The 20012-nt window shown below is 71.6% G+C and carries 19 protein-coding genes; 12 read left to right on the forward strand and 7 right to left on the reverse strand.

The annotated features are described in order from the left end of the window. Positions 1-49 precede the first annotated feature (49 nt). Positions 50-271, forward strand: a complete 222-nt coding sequence (locus E1285_RS18945; RefSeq protein WP_132153850.1) for a zinc ribbon domain-containing protein — start codon at positions 50-52, stop codon at positions 269-271. A gap of 17 nt (positions 272-288) precedes the next feature. Here the strand turns inward: E1285_RS18945 and E1285_RS18950 are convergent. From E1285_RS18950 to E1285_RS18965, 4 genes are all read right to left on the reverse strand, one after another. Continuing rightward, a protein-coding gene (locus E1285_RS18950; protein WP_207946663.1) for an IS5 family transposase occupies positions 289-1103 on the reverse strand; the annotation gives its coding sequence in 2 pieces (ribosomal slippage) (positions 289-743 and positions 743-1103; 816 coding nt in all). A gap of 60 nt (positions 1104-1163) precedes the next feature. Next, positions 1164-1511: a DUF1330 domain-containing protein gene (locus tag E1285_RS18955; protein WP_132153852.1), complete on the reverse strand. Its 348-nt coding sequence runs from the start codon at positions 1509-1511 to the stop codon at positions 1164-1166. A gap of 104 nt (positions 1512-1615) precedes the next feature. Next, positions 1616-3478: a dihydroxy-acid dehydratase gene (gene ilvD, locus E1285_RS18960; protein WP_132153854.1), complete on the reverse strand. Its 1863-nt coding sequence runs from the start codon at positions 3476-3478 to the stop codon at positions 1616-1618. A gap of 403 nt (positions 3479-3881) precedes the next feature. Beyond that, complete coding sequence (locus tag E1285_RS18965) at positions 3882-4607, reverse strand: nuclease-related domain-containing protein (protein WP_243722898.1); 726 nt, start codon at positions 4605-4607, stop codon at positions 3882-3884. Between the two features lie 349 nt (positions 4608-4956). Here E1285_RS18965 and E1285_RS18970 point away from each other — a divergent pair, with 349 nt between their 5' ends. After that, a complete protein-coding gene (locus E1285_RS18970; protein ID WP_207946664.1) occupies positions 4957-6429 on the forward strand; it encodes an amidase in 1473 nt (490 codons plus the stop codon). A 28-nt stretch (positions 6430-6457) separates the two neighbouring features. Continuing rightward, on the forward strand, positions 6458-8584 hold the full coding sequence (gene malQ, locus E1285_RS18975) for a 4-alpha-glucanotransferase (protein WP_132153856.1): 2127 nt from the start codon (positions 6458-6460) through the stop codon (positions 8582-8584). Here malQ and E1285_RS18980 read toward each other — a convergent pair. Both E1285_RS18980 and pepN read right to left on the reverse strand, forming a co-directional pair. Beyond that, complete coding sequence (locus E1285_RS18980) at positions 8565-9560, reverse strand: hypothetical protein (protein ID WP_132153858.1); 996 nt, start codon at positions 9558-9560, stop codon at positions 8565-8567. The two genes, malQ and E1285_RS18980, sit on opposite strands and share 20 nt — an antisense overlap. Positions 9561-9662: 102 nt before the next feature. Then, positions 9663-12197, reverse strand: coding sequence for an aminopeptidase N (gene pepN, locus E1285_RS18985; RefSeq protein ID WP_132153860.1), 2535 nt, complete (start codon positions 12195-12197; stop codon positions 9663-9665). A gap of 164 nt (positions 12198-12361) precedes the next feature. Here pepN and E1285_RS18990 point away from each other — a divergent pair, with 164 nt between their 5' ends. The 8 genes from E1285_RS18990 to E1285_RS19020 all read left to right on the forward strand — a co-directional run bounded on the left by E1285_RS18990 (position 12362) and on the right by E1285_RS19020 (position 18368). After that, positions 12362-12976: a DsbA family protein gene (locus tag E1285_RS18990; protein WP_132153862.1), complete on the forward strand. Its 615-nt coding sequence runs from the start codon at positions 12362-12364 to the stop codon at positions 12974-12976. Positions 12977-13100: 124 nt separating this feature from the next. Further along, entirely contained in the window at positions 13101-13796 is a 696-nt protein-coding gene (locus E1285_RS46655; RefSeq protein WP_207946665.1) for an energy-coupling factor ABC transporter permease, read from the forward strand. A gap of 11 nt (positions 13797-13807) precedes the next feature. Further along, positions 13808-14176 carry a PDGLE domain-containing protein gene (locus E1285_RS46660; protein ID WP_207946666.1) on the forward strand — a complete coding sequence of 123 codons (369 nt, stop codon included), beginning with the start codon at positions 13808-13810 and terminating at the stop codon, positions 14174-14176. After that, positions 14176-14955: a cobalt ECF transporter T component CbiQ gene (gene cbiQ / locus E1285_RS19000; protein WP_132153864.1), complete on the forward strand. Its 780-nt coding sequence runs from the start codon at positions 14176-14178 to the stop codon at positions 14953-14955. The genes E1285_RS46660 and cbiQ overlap by 1 nt, the downstream gene beginning before the upstream one ends. Beyond that, positions 14952-15704 (forward strand): ABC transporter ATP-binding protein, encoded by a 753-nt coding sequence (locus tag E1285_RS19005; RefSeq protein WP_132153866.1) that lies wholly within the window; start codon positions 14952-14954, stop codon positions 15702-15704. Before cbiQ ends, E1285_RS19005 begins: the two co-directional genes overlap by 4 nt. Before the next feature lie 101 nt (positions 15705-15805). Continuing rightward, on the forward strand, positions 15806-16777 hold the full coding sequence (locus E1285_RS19010) for an ATP-binding protein (protein ID WP_132153868.1): 972 nt from the start codon (positions 15806-15808) through the stop codon (positions 16775-16777). A 46-nt stretch (positions 16778-16823) separates the two neighbouring features. Beyond that, positions 16824-17849, forward strand: coding sequence for a hypothetical protein (locus tag E1285_RS19015; protein ID WP_132153870.1), 1026 nt, complete (start codon positions 16824-16826; stop codon positions 17847-17849). 48 nt (positions 17850-17897) lie between these two features. Further along, positions 17898-18368, forward strand: coding sequence for a ribose-5-phosphate isomerase (locus E1285_RS19020; RefSeq protein WP_132153872.1), 471 nt, complete (start codon positions 17898-17900; stop codon positions 18366-18368). On the opposite strand, the gene E1285_RS19025 is transcribed toward E1285_RS19020, so the two are convergent. After that, complete coding sequence (locus E1285_RS19025) at positions 18365-18607, reverse strand: hypothetical protein (RefSeq protein ID WP_132153874.1); 243 nt, start codon at positions 18605-18607, stop codon at positions 18365-18367. The two genes, E1285_RS19020 and E1285_RS19025, sit on opposite strands and share 4 nt — an antisense overlap. 119 nt (positions 18608-18726) lie before the next feature. Between E1285_RS19025 and E1285_RS19030 the strand changes: the two genes are divergently transcribed. Then, a complete protein-coding gene (locus E1285_RS19030) occupies positions 18727-19845 on the forward strand; it encodes a PP2C family protein-serine/threonine phosphatase (RefSeq protein ID WP_132153876.1) in 1119 nt (372 codons plus the stop codon). Positions 19846-20012: the final 167 nt, after the last annotated feature.

Here is a 20012-nt window from a genome sequence, read left to right on the forward strand (position 1 = left end):
CCGGAAGGCGTGGAGCCCGCCGGCCGCGTGACGCGCGTATCCTGATGGCGTGCCTCGCTATGACTACCGCTGCCGCGCCTGTGGATCGACCTTCGAGATCTCCAGGCCGATGATCAACGCGTCCGACCCGGCCCCGTGCCCGGACGGCCACGACGACACGGTCAAGCTGCTGTCAACGGTCGCCGTCACCGGCTCGTCCCGCGGCACCGCGCCCCCGCCGGAGCCCGCCGGCGGCGGTGGCGGCTGCTGTGGCGGTGGCTGCTGCTCTTAGAACTCCTAACAGAATGATCAACGGTTAAGCCTGCGCCAGCAGATGATGGCGCTGGCGAGGGTCATGAAGGCTTCGTGGATGTCGTCGCGGATCTCCCAGCGGATGCGCAGGCGGCGGAACCAGTGCAGCAGGGCCACCGTCTGCTCGACTACCCAGCGGTGCACGCCCAGGCCGGAGCCGTGCTCGGTGCCGCGCCGGGCGATCTGCGGCTTGATGTTCTTGCTCCAGACCAGGCGGCGGTACTTGTCGTGGTCGTAGCCGCGGTCGGCGTACAGCATGTCCGGGCGCCGACGGGGCCGGCCGACCTTGCCGCGGACAGGCGGCACCGCCTCGATCAAGGGCATCAGCTGGGTGACGTCGTTGCGGTTTCCGCCGGTCAGCGAGACGGCGAGCGGGATGCCGTTGCCGTCGCAGATAACATGGTGTTTCGAGCCCGTCCTGGCGCGGTCGACCGGGCTCGGGCCGGTTTTGGGCCGCCCTTGAGCGCCCGCACGTGGGAGCTGTCGATCACCGCCCGGGACCAGTCCAGCTTGTCGGCGGCGTGCAACTCGGCCAGCAGCACCTCGTGCAACTGCTGCCACACTCCGGCCGCATGCCAGTCCCGCAACCGGCGCCAGCAGGTCATCCCCGAGCCGAACCCCAGCTCCTGGGGCAGAAACTCCCATGGAATCGCGGTATGCAGCACGAACAAGATCCCGCACAGCGCCTTGCGGTCGTCGATGCGCTTGCGCCCCGGATGCCGGTACCGCCGCTCGACCTTCGGCAACAGCGGCTCGATCCGCTCCCACAAGTCGTCCGGCACGATCCATGGGGGTTGCTGACCCTTCCTCACGCCAAGATCAACGATCTTGGCCCCCCATGGATACGGGGAAGATCATTCTGTTAGGAGTTCTTAGCCCTGCTGGGCGGCGCGTATGGCCTTGACGGTCGCCGTGGGGTCGTACCCGTCCGGGACGCCCTGCAGCAGGACGGCCGTGCCCTCCATGTGGTCGGTGCGCATCGGCAGGATCGCCTGGTAGGCGTCCGACTCGTACCAGGCGCGGGCGTTGTCCATGTCGGGGAACTCGATGAGGACGTACCCGCCTTCCAGCGGGCCCTCGATCACCTCGGGGTCGGTGCCGTGGACGAGGAAGCGGCCGCCGAACGGGTCCATGGTCGCCTGGATGCGCTCCATGTAGGTGAAGACGTCGTCGTGGAGCGGCGGCTGCGGGTGCAGGTGGGCGAGCGCGTAGGCGGTCATCGCGATCTCCTTCGAGTGGGGCGGCCGGGGCCGGTCTGGCCCCGGCCGGTGAGTCCACTCTGCCCCCGGCGCGGGAACGAAGGCGATTACCCGCCGGGTAATGCTCAGCCGAGCGGCCGGTCGAGCTGGTCGACGTCGCGGGCGGCGCCGGTGGAGGCGGAGGTGGCCATCGCGGCGTAGGCGCGCAGGGCGGCGCTGACCGGGCGGTGCCGGTCGCGGGGCCGGTAGCGGCCCAGGTCGGCGAGGAGCTTCTCGCGCCGGATCTCCAGCTCGTCGGACGGGACGTCGAGATCGAGCACCCGGTTCGGGATGTCGATCACGACGCGGTCGCCGTCCTCGACGAGGGCGATGATCCCGCCGCTCGCGGCCTCGGGGGACGCGTGCCCGATGGACAGCCCGGACGTGCCGCCGGAGAACCGTCCGTCGGTGATCAGCGCGCACGCCTTGCCGAGCCCGCGGCCCTTGAGGAAGCTCGTCGGGTACAGCATCTCCTGCATGCCGGGGCCGCCCTTCGGGCCCTCGTAGCGGATCACGACGACGTCCCCGGCCTTGATCTTGCCGCTGAGGATGCCCTCGACGGCGTCGTCCTGCGACTCGAACACGACGGCGGGGCCGGTGAAGGTCCACAGCTCCTCGTCGACGCCGGCGGTCTTGACGATCGCGCCGTCGGGGGCGATGTTGCCGCGCAGGACGGCGAGGCCGCCGTCGGCGGTGTAGGCGTGCTCCACGGAGCGGATGCAGCCGCCCTCGCGGTCGAGGTCGAGGGACTTCCAGCGGGCGCTCTGCGAGAACGCGGAGGTGCTGCGGACGCCGCCGGGCGCCGCGTGGTACATCTCGACCGCCTCGGGCAGCACGTCGGGGGAGCGGACGTCCCACTTGGCGACGAACTCGTCCATGGACGCGGAGTGGATCGAGTGGGCGGAGCTGTGCAGCAGGCCGCCGCGGTTCAGCTCGCCGAGCAGGGCGGGGATGCCGCCCGCGCGGTGGCAGTCCTCGACGTGGTACTTGCCGGTGGCCGGGGCGAGCTTGCAGACACAGGGGACGCGCCGGGAGATCTCGTCGATGTCGGACAGGCCGAAGTCCACGCCGGCCTCGGTCGCGGCGGCGAGCAGGTGCAGGATCGTGTTGGTCGAGCCGCCCATCGCGACGTCCAGCACCATGGCGTTCGCGAACGCGTCGCGGGTGGCGATGTTCAGCGGCAGGACGCGCTCGTCGTCGTCCTCGTAGTAGCGGCGGGCGACGTCCACGACGGTGCGGCCGGCGTCCTCGTAGAGGCGGCGGCGCGCGGTGTGGGTGGCCAGGACGGTGCCGTTGCCGGGCAGCGCCAGCCCGATCGCCTCGGTGAGGCAGTTCATGGAGTTGGCGGTGAACATGCCCGAGCAGGACCCGCAGGTCGGGCAGGCGCTCTCCTCCATCTCCAGGAGCTTGTCCTCGTCGATCGAGCCGTCGGCGGAGGCGATGATCGGGTCGATCAGGTCGAGCTTGTTGCCGTCCATGACGCCCTCGACGGGCTTGCCGGCCTCCATCGGGCCGCCGGAGACGAACACGACGGGGATGTTGAGGCGCAGCGCGGCCAGCAGCATCCCCGGGGTGATCTTGTCGCAGTTGGAGACGCAGACGAGGGCGTCGGCGCAGTGCGCGTTGACCATGTACTCGATCGCGTCGGCGATGACCTCGCGGGACGGCAGCGAGTACAGCATGCCGTCGTGGCCCATGGCGATGCCGTCGTCCACGGCGATCGTGTTGAACTCGCGGGGCACGCCGCCCGCCTCGCGGACGGCGCCGGCGACGACCTTGCCGACCTCGTCCAGGTGGACGTGGCCGGGGACGAACTGGGTGTAGCTGTTGGCCACCGCGACGATCGGCTTGCCGAAGTCCTCGCGTTCCACGCCGCTGGCCCGCATGAGGGCGCGGGCGCCCGCCATGTTCCTGCCATGGGTGACCGTGCGTGACCTGAGCGGTGGCATGTGTGTGACCTCTCTCCAACCTGTGATGTGAGCCGATCCCACGGTGTGGGGGCCGAGTGCGCTTGCAGCGGCGGGTCGCGGCGCTGCGGCCGGCTCAGCGGAGGTCGCGCGCGGGCCGGCTCGTGTCCTTCGATGCTACCAACCGGTGTACAGGCATGAAAAAAGCCGGGACGAGGCGTCCCGGCGAGGCACGAGGCCCGGTGGTGAGACCCACCGGGCCGGGCCATGAGACAAGTGTGCAACGACCCCAACGCCTGCGATCGCGTCCGAAGGCAGGTTTCAAGCGAAGCGAGAAACCTGATCGCGCAGCGAGCCGCTAGGCGAGTCGAAGCGATGCAGCGATCGCGCCGCAGTTCCCGTTGAAGGAAGGCGCTCCAGCGCCTGACGCCGAGGGAACTGCAATTTAATCGGGGTATTTCGGCGGCAGGGCCTTCTCGGCCGCCTGGAAGATGCGCTGGACGTCGCCGTCGGTCAGGATCTTCGGACGGCGGCGCAGGTACGCGCGCGCCCGGTTGCCCGCGTAGACGTCGACGTCGCGGACCCGCATGACCTTCCACGGGATGGACGGCCCGTAGATCGCCACCGAGGGCTGCACAGGCACCTCGAAGCCGACCCGCTTGGCGAGGATGCTGCTCGCCTGCTGGGCCTCCCAGCGCGCCTCGTCCAACCGGTCCTTCTTGTTGAAGGGGCCGTGGAAGAGCTTGAGGTGGGACATGGTGCGCACGGGCAGGCGCTTGTCCCACTTCTCGGAGTCGATGGCGTAGACGCCGCTCGGCCCGATCACCAGGTGGTCGATCCGCCCGTCGCTGACGCCCTCGTCGTCGGCGGGCACGGCGCGTGCGTGCAGCACGACGTACCCGTTGCGCTGGAGGGACTTCAGCTGCTTCTCGGTGCGCCGTTCGGCGGCCGAGGACTTCTGCCAGGCGGTGACGGTGGAGCTCTTGCGGGACCGGCGGACGACGTCCCCGACGACCACCAGGACCGCGACGGTGAGACCGAGCCGCCAGCCGGCCGTGACCGTCACGGCGACGCCGGCGACGACGCCGGCCGCGGCCGTCCATCGCCAGCGGCGGACCCGCGGGTCGGCGAGCATCGCGGCGGCGGTGCTCTCCTCGGGAGACTCCTTCACCGGAGCCTGGTGATGGTGCTCACGCGTTTCCTCCGACCCCGTCGCCTTCGCCCCCGCCGTTTCCGACCGTGCCCGGGGCCGGCCCCTGGCACCTTGCGTGTTGCCCCGCTCCATGATCGCCATGAGTTGACGCTCCGTATTCCTTTCCCATCGGGGGCATGATCCTCCGTGCGCAGAGTAATCATCCGGCAGGTTGGCGACTAGTCATGCAGGGTTAATAGTTTTGTCGCCGTCCGTGGGTGATTCACTGCCGGGACGGATGGGTACGTCGGTATCCTTCTCCTTCCGCCGCTGCAGTCGTCCCTGCCCTCTTTGATGCCCGCGCACACGACGTCTACCGTTCCGGTTTGTGACACAAATCCATGACCTCAGCGCCACCCGGATGGCTGCGGCCGTCCGCACCAGGGAAGTATCTCCGGTCGAACTCGCCGACCACTATCTGACCCGCATCGAACGACTCAACGAGCAGGTCGGGGCCTACGTGACGGTCACCGGCGAACTCGCCCGGGAGCAGGCCCGCGAGGCGGAGAAGGCCGTGCTGGACGCCGCGGACCCGGCGGACCTGCCTCCCCTGCACGGCGTCCCGGTCCCCATCAAGGACCTGAACATGGTCAACGGTGTCCGGATGACGTTCGGCTCGGCCGTCTACTCCGAGCTGACCGGCTTCGCGGACGACAACGTCGTGACCGCGCTGCGGGCGGCGGGGTCGCTGCTCCTCGGCAAGACCACGACGCCCGAGTTCGGCCTGCCCTGCTACACCGAGGGTGGCGTCGCGCCGCCGGCGCGCACGCCGTGGGACCCGTCCCGGTCGGCGGGCGGGTCCAGCGGCGGCGCGGGCGCGGCGGTCGCGTCCGGCCTGGCCCCCGTCGCGCAGGGCAGCGACGGCGGCGGCTCGATCCGCATCCCCAGCAGCGTGTGCGGGCTCTTCGGGATCAAGCCGACGCGCGGGCGGGTCTCGCAGGGGCCGGTCGTCCCCGACCTGTTCGGGCTGTCGACGAACGGGCCCATCGCCCGGACCGTCCGCGACGCGGCGCTCCTGCTGGACGTGATGGCCGGGCACATGCCGGGCGACCTGTACGCCGCGCCGCCGGTCGAGGGCACGTTCGCGTCCTACGCCGAGCGCCCGCCGGGCCGCCTGCGGATCGCGCGGAGCATGGAGTCCGCCGTGCCTGGCGCCGAGGTGCATCCCGACTGCGTCGCCGCCTACGACGAGGCGTCCGAGCTGCTGCGGGAACTGGGCCACGAGGTCGTCGAGCTGCCGCAGGTGCTCGGCCCCGAACTCGTCCCGCATTTCCTGATGCTCTGGGGCGTGATGGCGACGGTCACGCCGGTCGCGGACGAGAGCGAGCACCTCCTCCAGCCGCTGACCCGCTGGCTGCGGGAACGCGGCGAGGCCACGACCGCGCCGCAGCTGTTCCAGGCCCACGCGGCGCTGCAGGGCGCGCTGCGCGCGGCGTTCCCGGTGATGGACGGGTTCGACGCGATCCTGCACCCGACGCTGGCGCAGCCGCCGGCCCCGGTCGGGTACTTCCACGACCAGGAGCCGGCCGAGAACTTCGACCGCCAGACGAAGTTCACCCCCTTCACCGCGCCGTACAACATCTCCGGGCAGCCCGCGGTGAGCGTCCCGCTGCACTGGACCTCGGATGCGGTTGCCGGGGGGCCTGGGGGGTCGTCCCCCCAGAATGAGACGCCCGGCCTGCCGATCGGGATCATGCTCGCCGGGCGTCTCGGCGGCGAGGGGACGCTGATCTCGCTGTCGGCGCAGCTCGAAGAGGCCCGCCCGTGGATCGGCCGCAAGCCGGAGATCTGGACGGCGTGAGCACGCCCGCACCGGGCATGGTGCAGGCGTGGCCGACGATGAGCTGAACACCCTTTCCGGGCTGCACGGCGTCGCGACCCGCTACACCGACTGGCGCGGACGCGGGGTGGACGTGTCGCCCGGCACGCTGGTGGCGGTCCTGGCGGCGCTCGGGGTGGACGCGTCCACCCAGGGCGCCGTCCGGGCCGAACTGGAACGCGCCAGGGAGCCGGAACGCGCGCTGCCGCCCAATGTCATCGTCCGCCGGGGGAGCGGTCCGGTGACCGGCCTGGTCCTCGCGGAGCTGCGGCGGTACCTGGGCTCGGGTGAGGACGCCGAGGTGGACATCGAGCCTTCCACGGCCGAGGTCCTCATGCCGCCGAGCACGCACGCCCCGCCGGCCGAGCGGCGTTTCGAGCCGCTGGCCGGGCTCGCGGACGTTCCGTCCGGCTGGCACCGCCTGCGCGTCCGGCGCGGCCGCCGCACGGACCACACGCGCCTGCTGGTGGCCCCGGCCGCGCTGCCGCCCCCGCCGCGGACATGGGGCTTCACGGCGCAGCTGTACTCGGTGCGTTCCCGGGCGTCCTGGGGGCTCGGCGATCTGCGCGATCTCGCGGACCTCGCGGCGTGGAGCGGCCGGGAGCTCGGCGCGGGTTTCGCCCTGGTCAACCCGCTGCACGCGACCGAGCCCGTTCCCCCGGTCGGGCCGTCCCCCTACTCGCCGATGAGCCGCCGCTTCCCGTCGCCGATCTACCTGCGCGTCGAGGACATGCCGGAGTACGCGAGGCTCCCGGCCGGGGACCGGGAGCGGTTCGCCGCCCTGGCGGCCGGGCTGAGCGCGCAGGAAGGGCTGCTGGACAGGGACGCGGTGTGGGCGGCCAAGTCGGAGGCCTTCGAGGCGATGCACCGCCTCTGGCGGGAGCACGGCGACCTCTGGCGGGAGCACGGCGACCCGGGTTTCGAGGAGTTCCGCAGGCGCGAGGGAGCCGCGCTCGACGGATACGCCACGTGGTGCGCGATCAGTGAGGAGCAGGGGACGGCGGACTGGCGGCACTGGCCGCCCTCCCTGCAGAACGCCCGCGACCACGGCGTGGCGGACTCTCCCCGCCACCGCTCGCGTGCCGCGTTCCACGAATGGCTTCAGTGGCGCCTGGACGGGCAGCTCGCGGCGGCGCAGCAGGCGGCCCGGGACGCCGGGATGCCGGTCGGCATCGTCCACGATCTCGCGGTCGGCGTGCCGCACGGCAGCGCCGACGCCTGGATGTACCGCGGCACGCTCGCGCCCGGGATGAGCGTCGGGGCGCCGCCCGACGAGTTCAACCAGCGCGGCCAGGACTGGGGGCAGCAGCCGTGGCGGCCGGACGCGATGGCCCGCGACGGCTACCGGCAGTTCCGCGAGATGGTGGCCGCCGTGCTGCGGCACGCGGGCGGCATCCGCCTGGACCACGCCATGCAGGTGTCGCGGCTGTGGTGGGTGCCCGAAGGCGCGTCACCCGCCGACGGCACCTATGTCCGCTACGACCGCGACGCCCTGCTCGGCTGCCTGACCTGGGAGGCCGAGCGGTTCGGCGCCGTGATCGTCGGTGAGGACCTCGGCACCGTGGAGCCGGAGGTCCGGGAGGCCATGGCCGACCGAGGCGTTCTCGGCACGTCCCTCCTCTGGTTCGAACGCGATGAGCAGGGACGTCCGAAGCCCCCGCGACGGTGGCGGGAGCTTTCGCTCGCCACCGTCGGCACCCACGACATGCCGCCCATCACCGGATTCGTCCACGGCGACCACATCGCCCTCCGCCACCGTCTCGGCCTCCTCACCCGCGACCTCGCCGAAGAGGAGGACGACCACCGCCGCCAGTTGACGGACTGGCTGACTCTCCTGCACACCGAGAAACTGCTGACGACCCGGCCCAGCGAGATCATGCAGGCTCTGGCGGACGGCTCCACCGCCTACGACGAGCTGATCGTGACCGCCCTGCACGGTTTCCTGGCCCGAACCCCCGCCCGTCTCAGGGGCATCTCCCTGGCCGACGCCGTAGGCGAACGCCGCACCCAGAACCAGCCGGGCACCACCGACGAGTACCCCAACTGGCGAGTCCCCCTGGCCGGGCCGGACGGACGCCCGATCTTCCTGGACGACCTCGTCTCCGACCCCGCGAGCCTCATCCGAGGGTCGTGGTGATGCGGGTCGTCACGTCGTGGAGGAGCGTGTCGGGGCGCAGCTCGGCCGCCGCGATCGCGGAGAACAGCGCGGGCAGACCCGGGAGCGGGTAAGGGTCGCCGTCGCCGGTCAGGGCCTTGTGGCCCAGGGGGTGGCGGGAGAGCGACTTGCGGGCGCGCGTCCAGGCCGTCTGGACCTCCTCGGGGGACGGCACGCCGAAACCGTGGCCGACCGGGGCGGCGTGGCGCAGCTTCACCAGGGCGCTGTCGGTGAAGTCGCCGGCGAGCTTGCAGCGGTCGGTCAGGTCGGCGCGGACGAGGTCGTCCAGGCGGCTCATGACCGTGCAGGGGGTACGGCAGCGGGCGGCGCAGTCGCCGAGGGCGGAGGCGACCTGGCTGTGCTGGCGGTCGAGGTAGGCGCGCCAGCCGGGCGGCGGCTCCTTGGCGACGCGCAGGGTCCGCTCGCAGGCGGAACGCTCCGGGCGGGTGTGGTCGCACATGCGGGCCGACCCCGGCTCGACGGGGACGCCGAAGCGGCTGCCCTCGCCCTCCACGGACGCGCCGATGCGGGCGGGGTCGCCGGCGTGGCCGAGGACGGGCTCCCACGCGAGCATCGGGAGGTACTCGCTGGCGATGTGCACGGCGGCGACGAGGGCGGCCATGTCGCGGCGGTACCAGCGGATCGCGATGACCTCCAGCAGGAGGGAGTAGGCGGGGCGGAGGCTGGCGAGGGCCCCGCGGGGACGCTCCCGGGGCTCCTGCGGCATGCGGCTGGCGCGGGCGCGGTCGAGCAGGTCGTGGGGGACCTCGCCGACGTCCTCGGGCATGCCGAAGTCCTCGGCGTCCAGGTCGAGGACGCGCTGCCCGAACGCGCACAGGGCGCCGACGGCGTCGGAATGGTGGTCCGGGACGACGGTGCCCTGCGCGATCAGCGCGGCCAGATCCCCGAACGCGTACCGCCGCGCCAGGGCGGTCAGAACGTCCCGCGCCGTCTCCATGCGATCCCCTCCCCGTGACCATGTAACGATCCCATGGTCACGGGGCTGGGGGACATATTCCGGGGGACGGGGCAAGACCGGACGGGTCCGGCCGGGCGAGGGTCAGTCCGACGCGGCGTCCTTCGCGCGGGCGCGCAGGGCGCGGGCGACGCCGTCGCGTCCCTCCGACAGGAGCCGGGAGAGGGCCGGCGGGGGCTTCTCGTCGGAGATGTAGGCCTCGGTGCGGTCGACGGTGGACTGCTCGATCACCAGGAAGGGGTAGGCGACCTCCGCGAACGTCTGCGACATGTCGCTGCTCCACTCCTGCCAGATGCGCCCGACCTCGGCGAAGTACCGGTCGGCGTAGGGGACCAGCAGGTCCGGCTGGTCGGGCTCCACGAAGCCGCCGAGCGTCGCCCGGTAGACGGCGTTGGGCAGGTCGCCGGACACGATCCGCTCCCACGCGGCGGCCTTGGCGGCGGCGGACGGCATCGCCGCCTTGCACGCGGCGGCGTGCCGCTCGCCCGCGGCGGTGCGGTCGCGCTCGTGCTCGGCGTCGATCTCGGCCTCGCCCGCCTCGCCGGTGACGACGAGGCGGCGCAGCAGGGACCAGCGCAGGTCGGTGTCGACGGTGAGGCCGTCGAGGACCTGGGAGCCGTCCAGCAGCGCCTGGACGAACGCGAGGTGGTCGCCGGAGACGGCGGTCGCGGCGAACGCCTGGGTGTAGGCGAGCTGGAGGTCCGAGCCGGGCTCGGCCTCGCGCGCCAGTTCCGCGAGGGTGCCGGCCATGAGCGCCATGCCGTCCTCGCGCCAGGCCGGGTCCGCGTACTGCTGGACGGCGAGGCGGGCCTGCCGCAGCAGCGTCTGCGTGACCGCGATGTCGGTGACGCCGCGGATGCCCGTCGCGACCAGCCGGACGTAGTCGCGGGTCGCCATCTCGGCGTCGCGCGTCATGTCCCAGGCCGCCGACCAGCACAGGGCCCGGGGGAGGCTCTCCTTGATGTCGCCGATGCTCTCGATCAGCGTGCGCTGGGAGTTCTCGTCCAGCCGGATCTTGGCGAAGGCGAGGTCGTCGTCGTTGACCAGGACGAGGTCGGGACGCTTCTCGCCGGCGAGCTGCGGAACCTCCGTCCGGGCGCCGACCACGTCCAGCTCGACCCGCTCGCGCCGGACGATGCCTTCCGCGGTCTTGTCGTACAGCCCGATGGCGAGGCGGTGCGAACGCAGCGTCGGGTAGTCGGCCCTGGCTTCCTGCAGGACGGCGAACGACGTGAAGTTCCCGTCGCCGTCCAGCTCGAACTCGGGGCGCATCGTGTTGACGCCGGCGGTCTCCAGCCACTCCTTCGACCACGCCGCCAGGTCGCGTCCGGACGTCTCCTCCAGCGCGCCCAGCAGGTCGGTCAGGACGGTGTTGCCCCACGCGTGCCGGTCGAAGTAGCGCCGCACGCCCTCCAGGAAGTTGTCGAGGCCGACATAGGCCACCAGCTGCTTCAGGACCGACGCGCCCTTGGCGTAGGTGATCCCGTCGAAGTTGACCTCGACCGCGCGGATGTCGACCATGTCGGCGGAGATCGGGTGGGTGGACGGCAGCTGGTCCTGCCGGTACGCCCACGCCTTCTCCAGGTTCGCGAACGTCGTCCAGGCGCCCTTCCACTTGGTGGCCTCGGCCATGCACAGGACGCTCATGTACGTGGCGAACGACTCGTTCAGCCACAGGTCGTCCCACCAGCGCATGGTGACCAGGTCGCCGAACCACATGTGCGCCATCTCGTGCAGGATCGTCTCGGCGCGCCGCTCGTAGGCCGCGTCGGTGACCCGCGACCGGAAGACGTAGTCCTCCAGGAAGGTGACGGCGCCCGCGTTCTCCATCGCGCCCGCGTTGAACTCGGGGACGAACAGCTGGTCGTACTTGGTGAACGGGTACTCCCGGCCGAAGACCTTCTCGAAGTAGCCGAAGCCCTGGCGGGTCACGTCCACGATGGCGGGGGCGTCGAGGTGCTCGGCGAGCGAGGCCCGGCAGAACACGCCGAGGGGGATCACGGTGCCGTCGTCGCGGCGGTACTCGTCCCGGACGACGTGGTACGGCCCGGCGATGAGCGCGGTGATGTAGGTGGAGATCTGCGGCGTCGGCAGGAAATGCCACGTCCCGCCCTTGGCCGACTCGGCCGGCTCGTTGGTGACGACCTCCCAGTCCTCCGGTGCCTTCACGGTGAACTCGAAGGTCGCCTTCAGGTCGGGCTGGTCGAAGCAGGTGTACATGCGGTGCGCGTCGGCCGTCTCGAACTGCGAGTAGAGGTACACGCTCTCGTCGACCGGGTCCACGAACCGGTGCAGGCCCTCACCCGAACGCGAGTACGCGCAGTCGGCCACGACGCGGAGCTCGTTGTCCGCGGCCAGCTCCGGCAGCGGGAACCGCCCCTTCTCGGGGTCATAGGACGCGGGGTCCAGGGCCTTCCCGTTCAACGTCACCTCCCGCACGACGGCGTCGTGCAGGTCGACGAAGGTGGAAGCGCCGGTCTCGGTGCTGCCGAACCGGATCACGGTGGTGGAACCGAACCTGCTCTCACCAGTCGTGAGGTCCAGGTCGACCGTGTACGACTCGACGGTGAGCAGCCGGGCCCGTTCCCGCGCCTCGTCGCGCGTGAGGTTGCCTGCCACATGAACTCCTTGGTCGGCTTATTCGCTTGGTGCCCCCATGTCTACCAATCGGAGGCCGATCCGGCCCGCCCGCCACGGCCGTGGAACCTTCACACCGGCGGGAATCGGGACGGCCGCGCCCCGGTTGTCGCCTTAAGGCACCCGTATCGCTGTAGGAGGCGACCTTGGCTGAAGAAGCTCCGACCCCTGTGGACTTCTGGTTCGACACCCTGTGCCCTTGGGCATGGATGACCTCCCGGTGGATTCTCGAAGTGGAGAAGCAGCGCCCGATCGAGGTGCGCTGGCACGTCATGAGCCTGTCCGTCCTCAACGAGGACAAGGAGGTCCCGGAGGAGTACCGGCAGGGCATCAAGGACGGCTGGGGCCCGGCGCGCGTGTGCATCGCCGCCGAGCAGAGGTACAGCTCCGAGGTCCTGGGGCGGCTCTACACCGAGATGGGCACGCGCCGTCACCACGAGAAGCAGTCGTTCGGGCGGCCTTTCTACGAGGAGTCGCTGACCGCGGCCGGTCTCGACCCGGCTCTCGCGGACGCCGCCGAGTCCACCGACTACGACGATGCCGTGCGCGCGTCCCACAAGGACGGCATCGACCGGGTCGGCCAGGAGGTCGGCACCCCGGTGATCGAGGTGGAGGGCAGCGCGTTCTTCGGCCCGGTCGTCTCACCGGCCCCGCGCGGCGAGGCCGCCGTGAAGCTCTGGGACGGAGTCGTCGCGGTGGCGGCCACGGACGGTTTCTTCGAACTGAAGCGCAGCCGCACCCGGGACCCGATCTTCGACTGACGGAGACCGCCGGGCACGTAACCCGCTAGCCACATCGCAGTTGCTATTGCGACCGTCTTGCAACTACTCGGGATTCGCGTCAAACTCGCCCTATCGGTAGCAACTGATAGGGCGGGTGACTCGAGTGCATGTACCCGATGGCTTCATCGATGCGCCGGGGTCGATCGCGGCGGGCGTCGTCGCGGTGGCCGGTGTCGGGGTCGCGCTGCGCGGCGCCCGGCACGAACTGGACGACCGCATCGCACCCCTCGCGGGGCTGACGGCAGCCTTCGTGTTCGCCGCGCAGATGCTCAACTTCCCGGTCGCCGCCGGGACGAGCGGCCACCTGCTGGGCGGGGCGCTCGCGGCGATACTCGTCGGCCCCTACGCCGGCATATTGGCCGTTTCCGTTGTCTTGCTCTTGCAGGCGCTCTTGTTCGCGGACGGGGGTCTCACCGCGCTCGGCGTCAACATCATCCTGATGGCGCTGGTCCCCGTCATCGTCGGTTACCTGCTGTTCCGGCTGCTGCTGCGAGTGCTGCCCAGAAGCAGGGCGTCGGTGTCCGGGGCGGCGTTCGTGGCGGCCTTCGTGTCGGTGCCCGCGTCGGCTCTGGCGTTCACGCTGGTCTATGCGGCGGGCGGGACGGCGGACGTGTCGATCGGCAAGGTCGCCGCCGCGATGCTCGGCATCCATGTGCTGATCGGCATCGGTGAGGCGCTGATCACCGCCGTGACCGTGTCGAGCGTGCTCGCCGTCCGGCCGGACCTCGTGTACGGGGCGCGCGACCACATGCGGCCGGTCGAACTCCGTATCACCGAGCCCAGCGCGTCCAAGGCATGAGGAGGAGGCAGATGACCACCAAGCGTTTCTTCGCCGCGTTCCTTCTGGTGTCGCTCGTCCTCGCCGGGATCGTCAGCTACTTCGCCAGCGGCAGCCCGGACGGGCTGGAGAAGGTCGCCGAGGAGCAGGGCATCAGCGCCGAGGAGAAGGACCACGCGCTCGGCGACTCCCCGCTCGGCGATTACGGGGTGAAGGGCGTCGGCAACGAGTGGGTGTCGGCCGGCCTGTCCGGCGTGATCGGCGTCGGGGCCGTCCTCCTCGTCGGCGGCGGGCTCTTCTGGTCCATCCGGCGGCGCGACTCCGGTTCGGTGTCCGGAGAGCCCGAGGAGCCGGGGGAGCCCGGAGAGAACGCGCCGGCCGGATCGTCCGGGCGGGAGTAGTGGGCCCGGGGCCGGTGGACCGGCTGTACGTGCCGGGCGCGTCGCGGGTGCACCGGCTGCCGCCGCAGACCAAGATCGTGGCCGTGCTGGCGTTCGTGCTGCTGGTCGTCGCCACCCCGCGCGAGCGGATGTGGGCGTTCGGCGTGTACGCGCTGCTGCTGGCGGCCGTCGCGCTGCTCGCCCGCGTCCCGTTCCGGACGGTGGCGAGGCGGACCGTGATCGAGGTCCCGTTCGTCGCCTTCGCGATCCTGATCCCCTTCGTCGCCGAGGGCGAGAAGATCGGCGTGCTGGGCCTGCGGGTGAGCGAGGGCGGGCTGTGGGACGCGTGGAACATCCTCGCCAAGGGCACCCTCGGCGTGGTCGCGTCCATCCTGCTCGCCGCGACCACCGAGCCGCGGGTCCTGCTGCTCGGCATCGAGCGGCTGCGGATGCCGCCGCTCCTCACGCAGATCGCCGCGTTCATGCTCCGGTACGCCGACGTCGTCGCGGCCGAGCTGGGACGGATGCGGGTCGCGCGGGCGTCGCGCGGTTTCGAGGCCCGCGACATCCGCGCGACGCGCGTGCTCGCCAGGTCGATCGGGGCGCTGTTCCTGCGTTCCTACGAGCGGGGCGAGCGCGTCCATCTGGCGATGCTGAGCCGCGGCTACGACGGCCGCATGCCCGTGATGCACGATGCCGCGACGAACGGGACGGGCGCGACGGCCGCGCAGTGGACGGCCGCGGCCGTGCTGCCCTCGGCCGCCGCGCTGGTCGCCCTGGCCGCTTGGATCGCCCCATGACCCCGTCGCTGGAGGTGAAGGGCCTCGCCTACGCCTACCCCGACGGCACGCAGGCCCTCTTCGGCGTCGACCTCACGATCGGCCGCGGCGAGCGGGTCGCGCTGCTCGGGCCGAACGGCGCCGGGAAGACCACGCTCGTCCTGCATCTGAACGGCATCCTGCACGGCGGCCTCGGCGAGGTGGGCGTCGGCGGGCTGGCGGTCGATCCGGGTGACAAGAAGACGCTGCGGGAGATCCGCCGCCGCGTCGGCATCGTCTTCCAGGACCCCGACGACCAGTTGTTCATGCCGACCGTCCGGGAGGACGTCGCGTTCGGCCCGGCCAACCTCGGGCTGCGCGGCGCCGAACTGGACCGCCGCGTGCGGGAGGCGCTCACGCGGGTCGGCATGCAGGACGTCGCCGGCCGGCCGCCGCAGCACCTCAGCTTCGGCCAGCGGCGCCGCGTCGCCGTCGCGACGGTCCTGGCCATGGAGCCGGAGATCCTCGTGCTGGACGAGCCGTCCTCCAACCTGGACCCGGCGAGCCGCCGCGAGCTGGCGGAGGTCCTGCTGAGCCTGGACGTGACGGTCCTGATGGTCACGCACGACCTCCCGTACGCGGCCGAGCTGTGCCCGAGGTCGGTGATCCTCTCCGGCGGCGTCATCGCGGCGGACGGCCCTACCCGGGACCTGCTCATGGACGCCGGCCTCCTGGCCGCGCACCGCCTGGAGCTTCCCTTCGGGTTCGATCCCGCGGCGGCCCCGCGCTGATTCGGCGGTCTTCGGCCGTTCCGCTTGCCTCCCGCGGCGCCCTCCGCCAGACTCGGTTTTCCGACACTGGTAACGGTTTTCATATCCGAAATGAGGGTATTGTGAAGGTTGCGTTCGTCGGCAAGGGCGGCAGCGGCAAGACCACCCTGTCGTCGCTGTTCGTCCGGCACCTGGCCGGAGGCGGGCTGCCGGTGGTGGCCATCGACGCCGACATCAACCAGCACCTCGGCGTGGCCCTCGGCCTGGACGAGGCCCGCGCCGCCAAGATCCCCGCACTGGGCGACCGGCTCCCCGAGATCAAGGACCATCTGCGCGGCGACAACCCCCGCATCTCCTCCGCGTCCGCGATGGTCAAGACCACCCCGCCCGGAGCGGGCTCGCGGCTGCTCAGGTTCCGCGGCGACGACCCGTTCCACGACGCCGGAGAAGAGGTGGGTTCGGGCGGCGTAATGGGTGGGGCCGGCGTCACGCTCCTCGCCACGGGACCGTTCAACGACGACGACCTCGGCGTGGCCTGCTACCACTCCAAGACCGGCGCGGTCGAGCTCTACCTCAACCACCTGGTGGACGGCCCCGGCGAGTACGTCGTCGTCGACATGACCGCCGGCGCCGACACGTTCGCGTCCGGGCTGTTCACGCGGTTCGACCTGATGTTCCTGGTCGCCGAGCCCACCCGCAAGGGCGTCGGCGTCTACCGGCAGTACACCGAGTACGCCCGCGACTACGACGTCGCCATCCGCGTCGTCGGCAACAAGGTGCAGACCGACGACGACGTCGCCTACCTGCGCGAGTACGTCGGCGACGACCTGCTGACCTGGGTCGGCCAGTCCGCCGCCGTCCGGGCACTGGAGCAGGGCCGCGGCGGCGTCGCGCTGGAGGACGGGAACGCCGCCGCCCTCGACCGGATGCGCGCCGAGGTCGACGGCCGCGTCAAGGACTGGGACGAGTTCCAGCGGCAGGCCGTCGAGTTCCACATCAAGAACGCGCGGAGCTGGGCGAGCAAGGCGGCGGGCGAGAACCTGGAGGACCAGGTCGATCCAGGATTCCGTTTCCCCGCCGCCTACCGGGTGTAGTCCGCGGCCTACCGGTCGGAACCGATCCCCACTACCCTGTCCGGCCATGACGATGCGGCGGATGATGTTCATGGCGGGCGGCGCGGTGGCGCCCATCGCCCTACTCGCGTTGCTGTTCAACAACCAGTGGGTCGTCGACGCGATCCACGAGGACCTCGATCACCGCGGGGGGTTCGCGGCACTGGTGGCGACGTTCCAGCTCCCCTCGTGGCGGCTGACGGCGGGGCGGTACGACTGGAGCTACGTGCTCGTCACGGACTTCGCCCTCCTGCTGTTCTTCGCGCTGCTGGCGTTGCTGGTGTTCGCCGGCGCCAGGGTGCTCGAACCCGGCCGGGGGATGCTCGGCGCCGTCATCACCGGCTGGTGGGCCACCACGGTCGCCGCCGGGCTGTCCGGCCTCATCGGCAGCCTCCTGTTCATGCTGGTGTCCGACATCCCCGGCGCCATGGTCGGCCGGACCGTCTGGAACTACGTCTCCGGCGGCGCGAGCTACGGTCTCCTGTTCGGCTGGATCGCGGGGCTCGGCGCGCTCGGCGGCTTCCTGCTCAGCCGTCCGCGCACGCAGGGCGGGCAGCAGCCCTACGGTGCCCAGCCGCCCTACGGTGGGCAGCAGCAGCCGTACGGTGGGCAGCAGCCGTACGGGCAGCAGCCGTACGCCACCCAGCCGCCGCAGCAGGCGATGCCCCAGCAGCCGCACCCGTCGGCGGTTCCGTACGTCCCTCCGCAGGGCCAGCCGCAGCAGCCCCCGGCCTGGGGCGCCGCGCCCGTCCCTCAGCAGCCCGGCGTTCCGGTCCCGCAGCAGCCGGGAGCGCCACAGCAGTTCGGCGCGCCGCCCGTCCCGCCGCAGCAGCCCCAGCAGCCCCAGCAGCCCCAGCAGCCCGCGCAGCCCGCGCAGGAGGAGCCGGCGCCGCCCGAACCGGAGCGTCCCGCCGCCGAGGACGGGGAACCGGACGAGCCGGCGGCCGAGACCCCCGAGACCCCCGGAACCGGCGCGGCCCCGGACGCCCCGGAGGACGACGACCTGGACCTGGCCGACCGGACGATCGTGGACCGCCGGCGCGACGACGACTGAGCCCACCCGCGCAAGTACGCCCGGTCAGAGCCTGCGAGAATCAGGCCCATGCGCGTGTTTCTTGGATCCGACCATGCCGGCTTCGAGCTGAAGGAGCACCTGGTCTCCTGGCTGAAGCGGAACGGGCACGAGGCCGTCGACTGCGGCGCGTTCGAGTACGACGCCGTGGACGACTACCCTCCGTTCGTCCTGCGGGCCGCTGAGCGGACGGCCGCGGAGCCGGGGACGCTGGGCGTCGTGCTCGGCGGGTCCGGCAACGGCGAGGTGATCGCGGCGAACAAGGTCGAGGGCGTGCGGGCCGCCCTGGTCTGGAGTGAGGACACCGCGACGCTGGCGCGCGAGCACAACGACGCGAACGTCATCGGCATCGGCGCCCGGCAGCACGACCTGGCGACCGCGACCCGTTTCCTCGAGTTGTTCGTCGAGACGGCCTACTCCAAGGAGCCGCGCCACACCCGCCGGATCGAGATGCTCAGCGCCTACGAGCAGAGCGGGGAACTCCCGCCCCTGCCGGGCTAGAGGCCGTTCGCGGGAGGTTTGCGGTTGCCGCCGCGCTTGCCGAGCCGGCGCCGCTCGTTCTTGGCGGCCTTCGTCCGCTTGGCGGGCTCGGCGCCCTTGCCGGAACCGGGCCCCGGACCCGGAACGGCTCCAGCCTCCGATCCGCCCGCGGCCGCGGCCTGGCCCTCGGGTCTCGGATGCGACACGTCCCGTGCCCGCATCGCCGCGTCCACCGTGATCCGCATTCCCGGCTGTCCCATGTGACGCCTCCCTCCCGGTACCACCTACCCGGATTGACCGTAGCTGGACCGTTGCAAGTAGTCACGGGTGGTCCGGATGGCGACCCGGCGGCGTGATTGCTCGGTACAGTGCCGGAGTCATGCTTCAACGACTGGTGCATCTTCTTCCGCCGAGAGTGCGGGCCGTGCTGCGCCGGATCCCGGCCCTCGTGGCGCTGTACCAGTGGATGCGGCGCGGGAAGCTGAGCGGGGAGCGGTACGTGTTCGCCGCCCTGGCGGTCCTCGCGATCGGGGTCGGGGTCGCGACGGCGAACGACACCCGCGGTCTCGCGCCCTCCGGGGTGCTGGTGCTGATCGTGCTCGGCGGCGGGCTGCTGCTGAAGGTGCGGAGCCTGCTGGCGCTGCTCGTCGTCGTGGTGGGCATGGTGGCCTACAACGCCTGGCTCGACGTTCCCGCGATCGGATACGGGATCGTCGGCACGTTGATGATCACGGCGGTGCTCGCCCTGTCTCTCGCCCGGACGCGCCAGAAACTCGGCGTGCAGGGCCTGCGCGGCGACTCGATGCTGCTGGAACTGCGCGACCGGCTGAAACGCCAGGGCGAGATGCCCGAACTGCCGGACGGCTGGGACTCCCAGGTCGTGCTGCTGCAGGCCGGAGGGTCCTCGTTCGGCGGCGACTTCGTGGTGTCGGCGTCCGACGGCGACACCCTGGAGGTGGCGCTGGTCGACGTGTCCGGGAAGGGCACCGACGCCGGGACCCGCGCGCTGATGCTGTCGGGCGCGTTCGGCGGGCTCCTTGGATCGATCCAGCCCGATCGTTTCCTGCCCGCCTGCAACGACTACCTGCACCGCCAGCGGTGGGACGAGGGCTTCGTCACAGCGGTGCACGTCGTCGTCGATCTGAACACGGGGGAGTACACGGTCGAGTCGGCGGGGCATCCCCCGGCGGTCCAGTTCGACGCGGGCAGCGGCGCCTGGCAGGTCGGCTCCGCCAAGGGCGTCGTGCTGGGAGTGGTGCCCGATCTGCGCTGCATCCCCGAGCACGGGACCCTGCGGTCGGGCGACGCGCTGCTCCTGTACACCGACGGGCTGGTGGAATCGCCGGGCAGCGACCTCGACGCCGGCATCGACCGGTTGCTCGGCGAGGCGGAGCGGCTGGTCCCGCAGGGCTTCGGCAGCGGCGCGAAGGAACTGGTGGAGACGATGGCCGCGGCCCGCGACGACGACTGCGCCCTCGTCCTGATCTGGCGCACCTGACCGTCCGGGCGCCCTCGGGGTGCGCTACGGCCGCCTTCGCCTGTGCTTCTGCCTGCCGTGCTTCGCCCCGTGCTTGGGTTTGTGGTGCCTCGCTTTGTGCGCTTTCGGTGCCTGCCTGCGCGGCTGAGCGGGCTTGACGACGCCCGCTCTCTTCGTCGTGGTGGGGG

This window comes from Actinomadura sp. 7K507, from assembly GCF_004348425.1.
GTDB lineage: Bacteria > Actinomycetota > Actinomycetes > Streptosporangiales > Streptosporangiaceae > Spirillospora.

Excerpts from the sequence above, each read along its gene's own strand:
- E1285_RS19005 (WP_132153866.1), top strand. The coding sequence starts at position 14,952 with ATGACCCCGTCGCTGGAGGTGAAGGGCCTCGCCTACGCCTACCCCGAC.
- ilvD (WP_132153854.1), bottom strand. The coding sequence starts at position 3,478 with ATGCCACCGCTCAGGTCACGCACGGTCACCCATGGCAGGAACATGGCG.
- E1285_RS19030 (WP_132153876.1), top strand. The coding sequence starts at position 18,727 with ATGCTTCAACGACTGGTGCATCTTCTTCCGCCGAGAGTGCGGGCCGTG.
- E1285_RS19020 (WP_132153872.1), top strand. The coding sequence starts at position 17,898 with ATGCGCGTGTTTCTTGGATCCGACCATGCCGGCTTCGAGCTGAAGGAG.
- E1285_RS46660 (WP_207946666.1), top strand. The coding sequence starts at position 13,808 with ATGACCACCAAGCGTTTCTTCGCCGCGTTCCTTCTGGTGTCGCTCGTC.
- E1285_RS19025 (WP_132153874.1), bottom strand. The coding sequence starts at position 18,607 with ATGGGACAGCCGGGAATGCGGATCACGGTGGACGCGGCGATGCGGGCA.
- E1285_RS18955 (WP_132153852.1), bottom strand. The coding sequence starts at position 1,511 with ATGACCGCCTACGCGCTCGCCCACCTGCACCCGCAGCCGCCGCTCCAC.
- E1285_RS18980 (WP_132153858.1), bottom strand. The coding sequence starts at position 9,560 with ATGGAGACGGCGCGGGACGTTCTGACCGCCCTGGCGCGGCGGTACGCG.
- E1285_RS19015 (WP_132153870.1), top strand. The coding sequence starts at position 16,824 with ATGACGATGCGGCGGATGATGTTCATGGCGGGCGGCGCGGTGGCGCCC.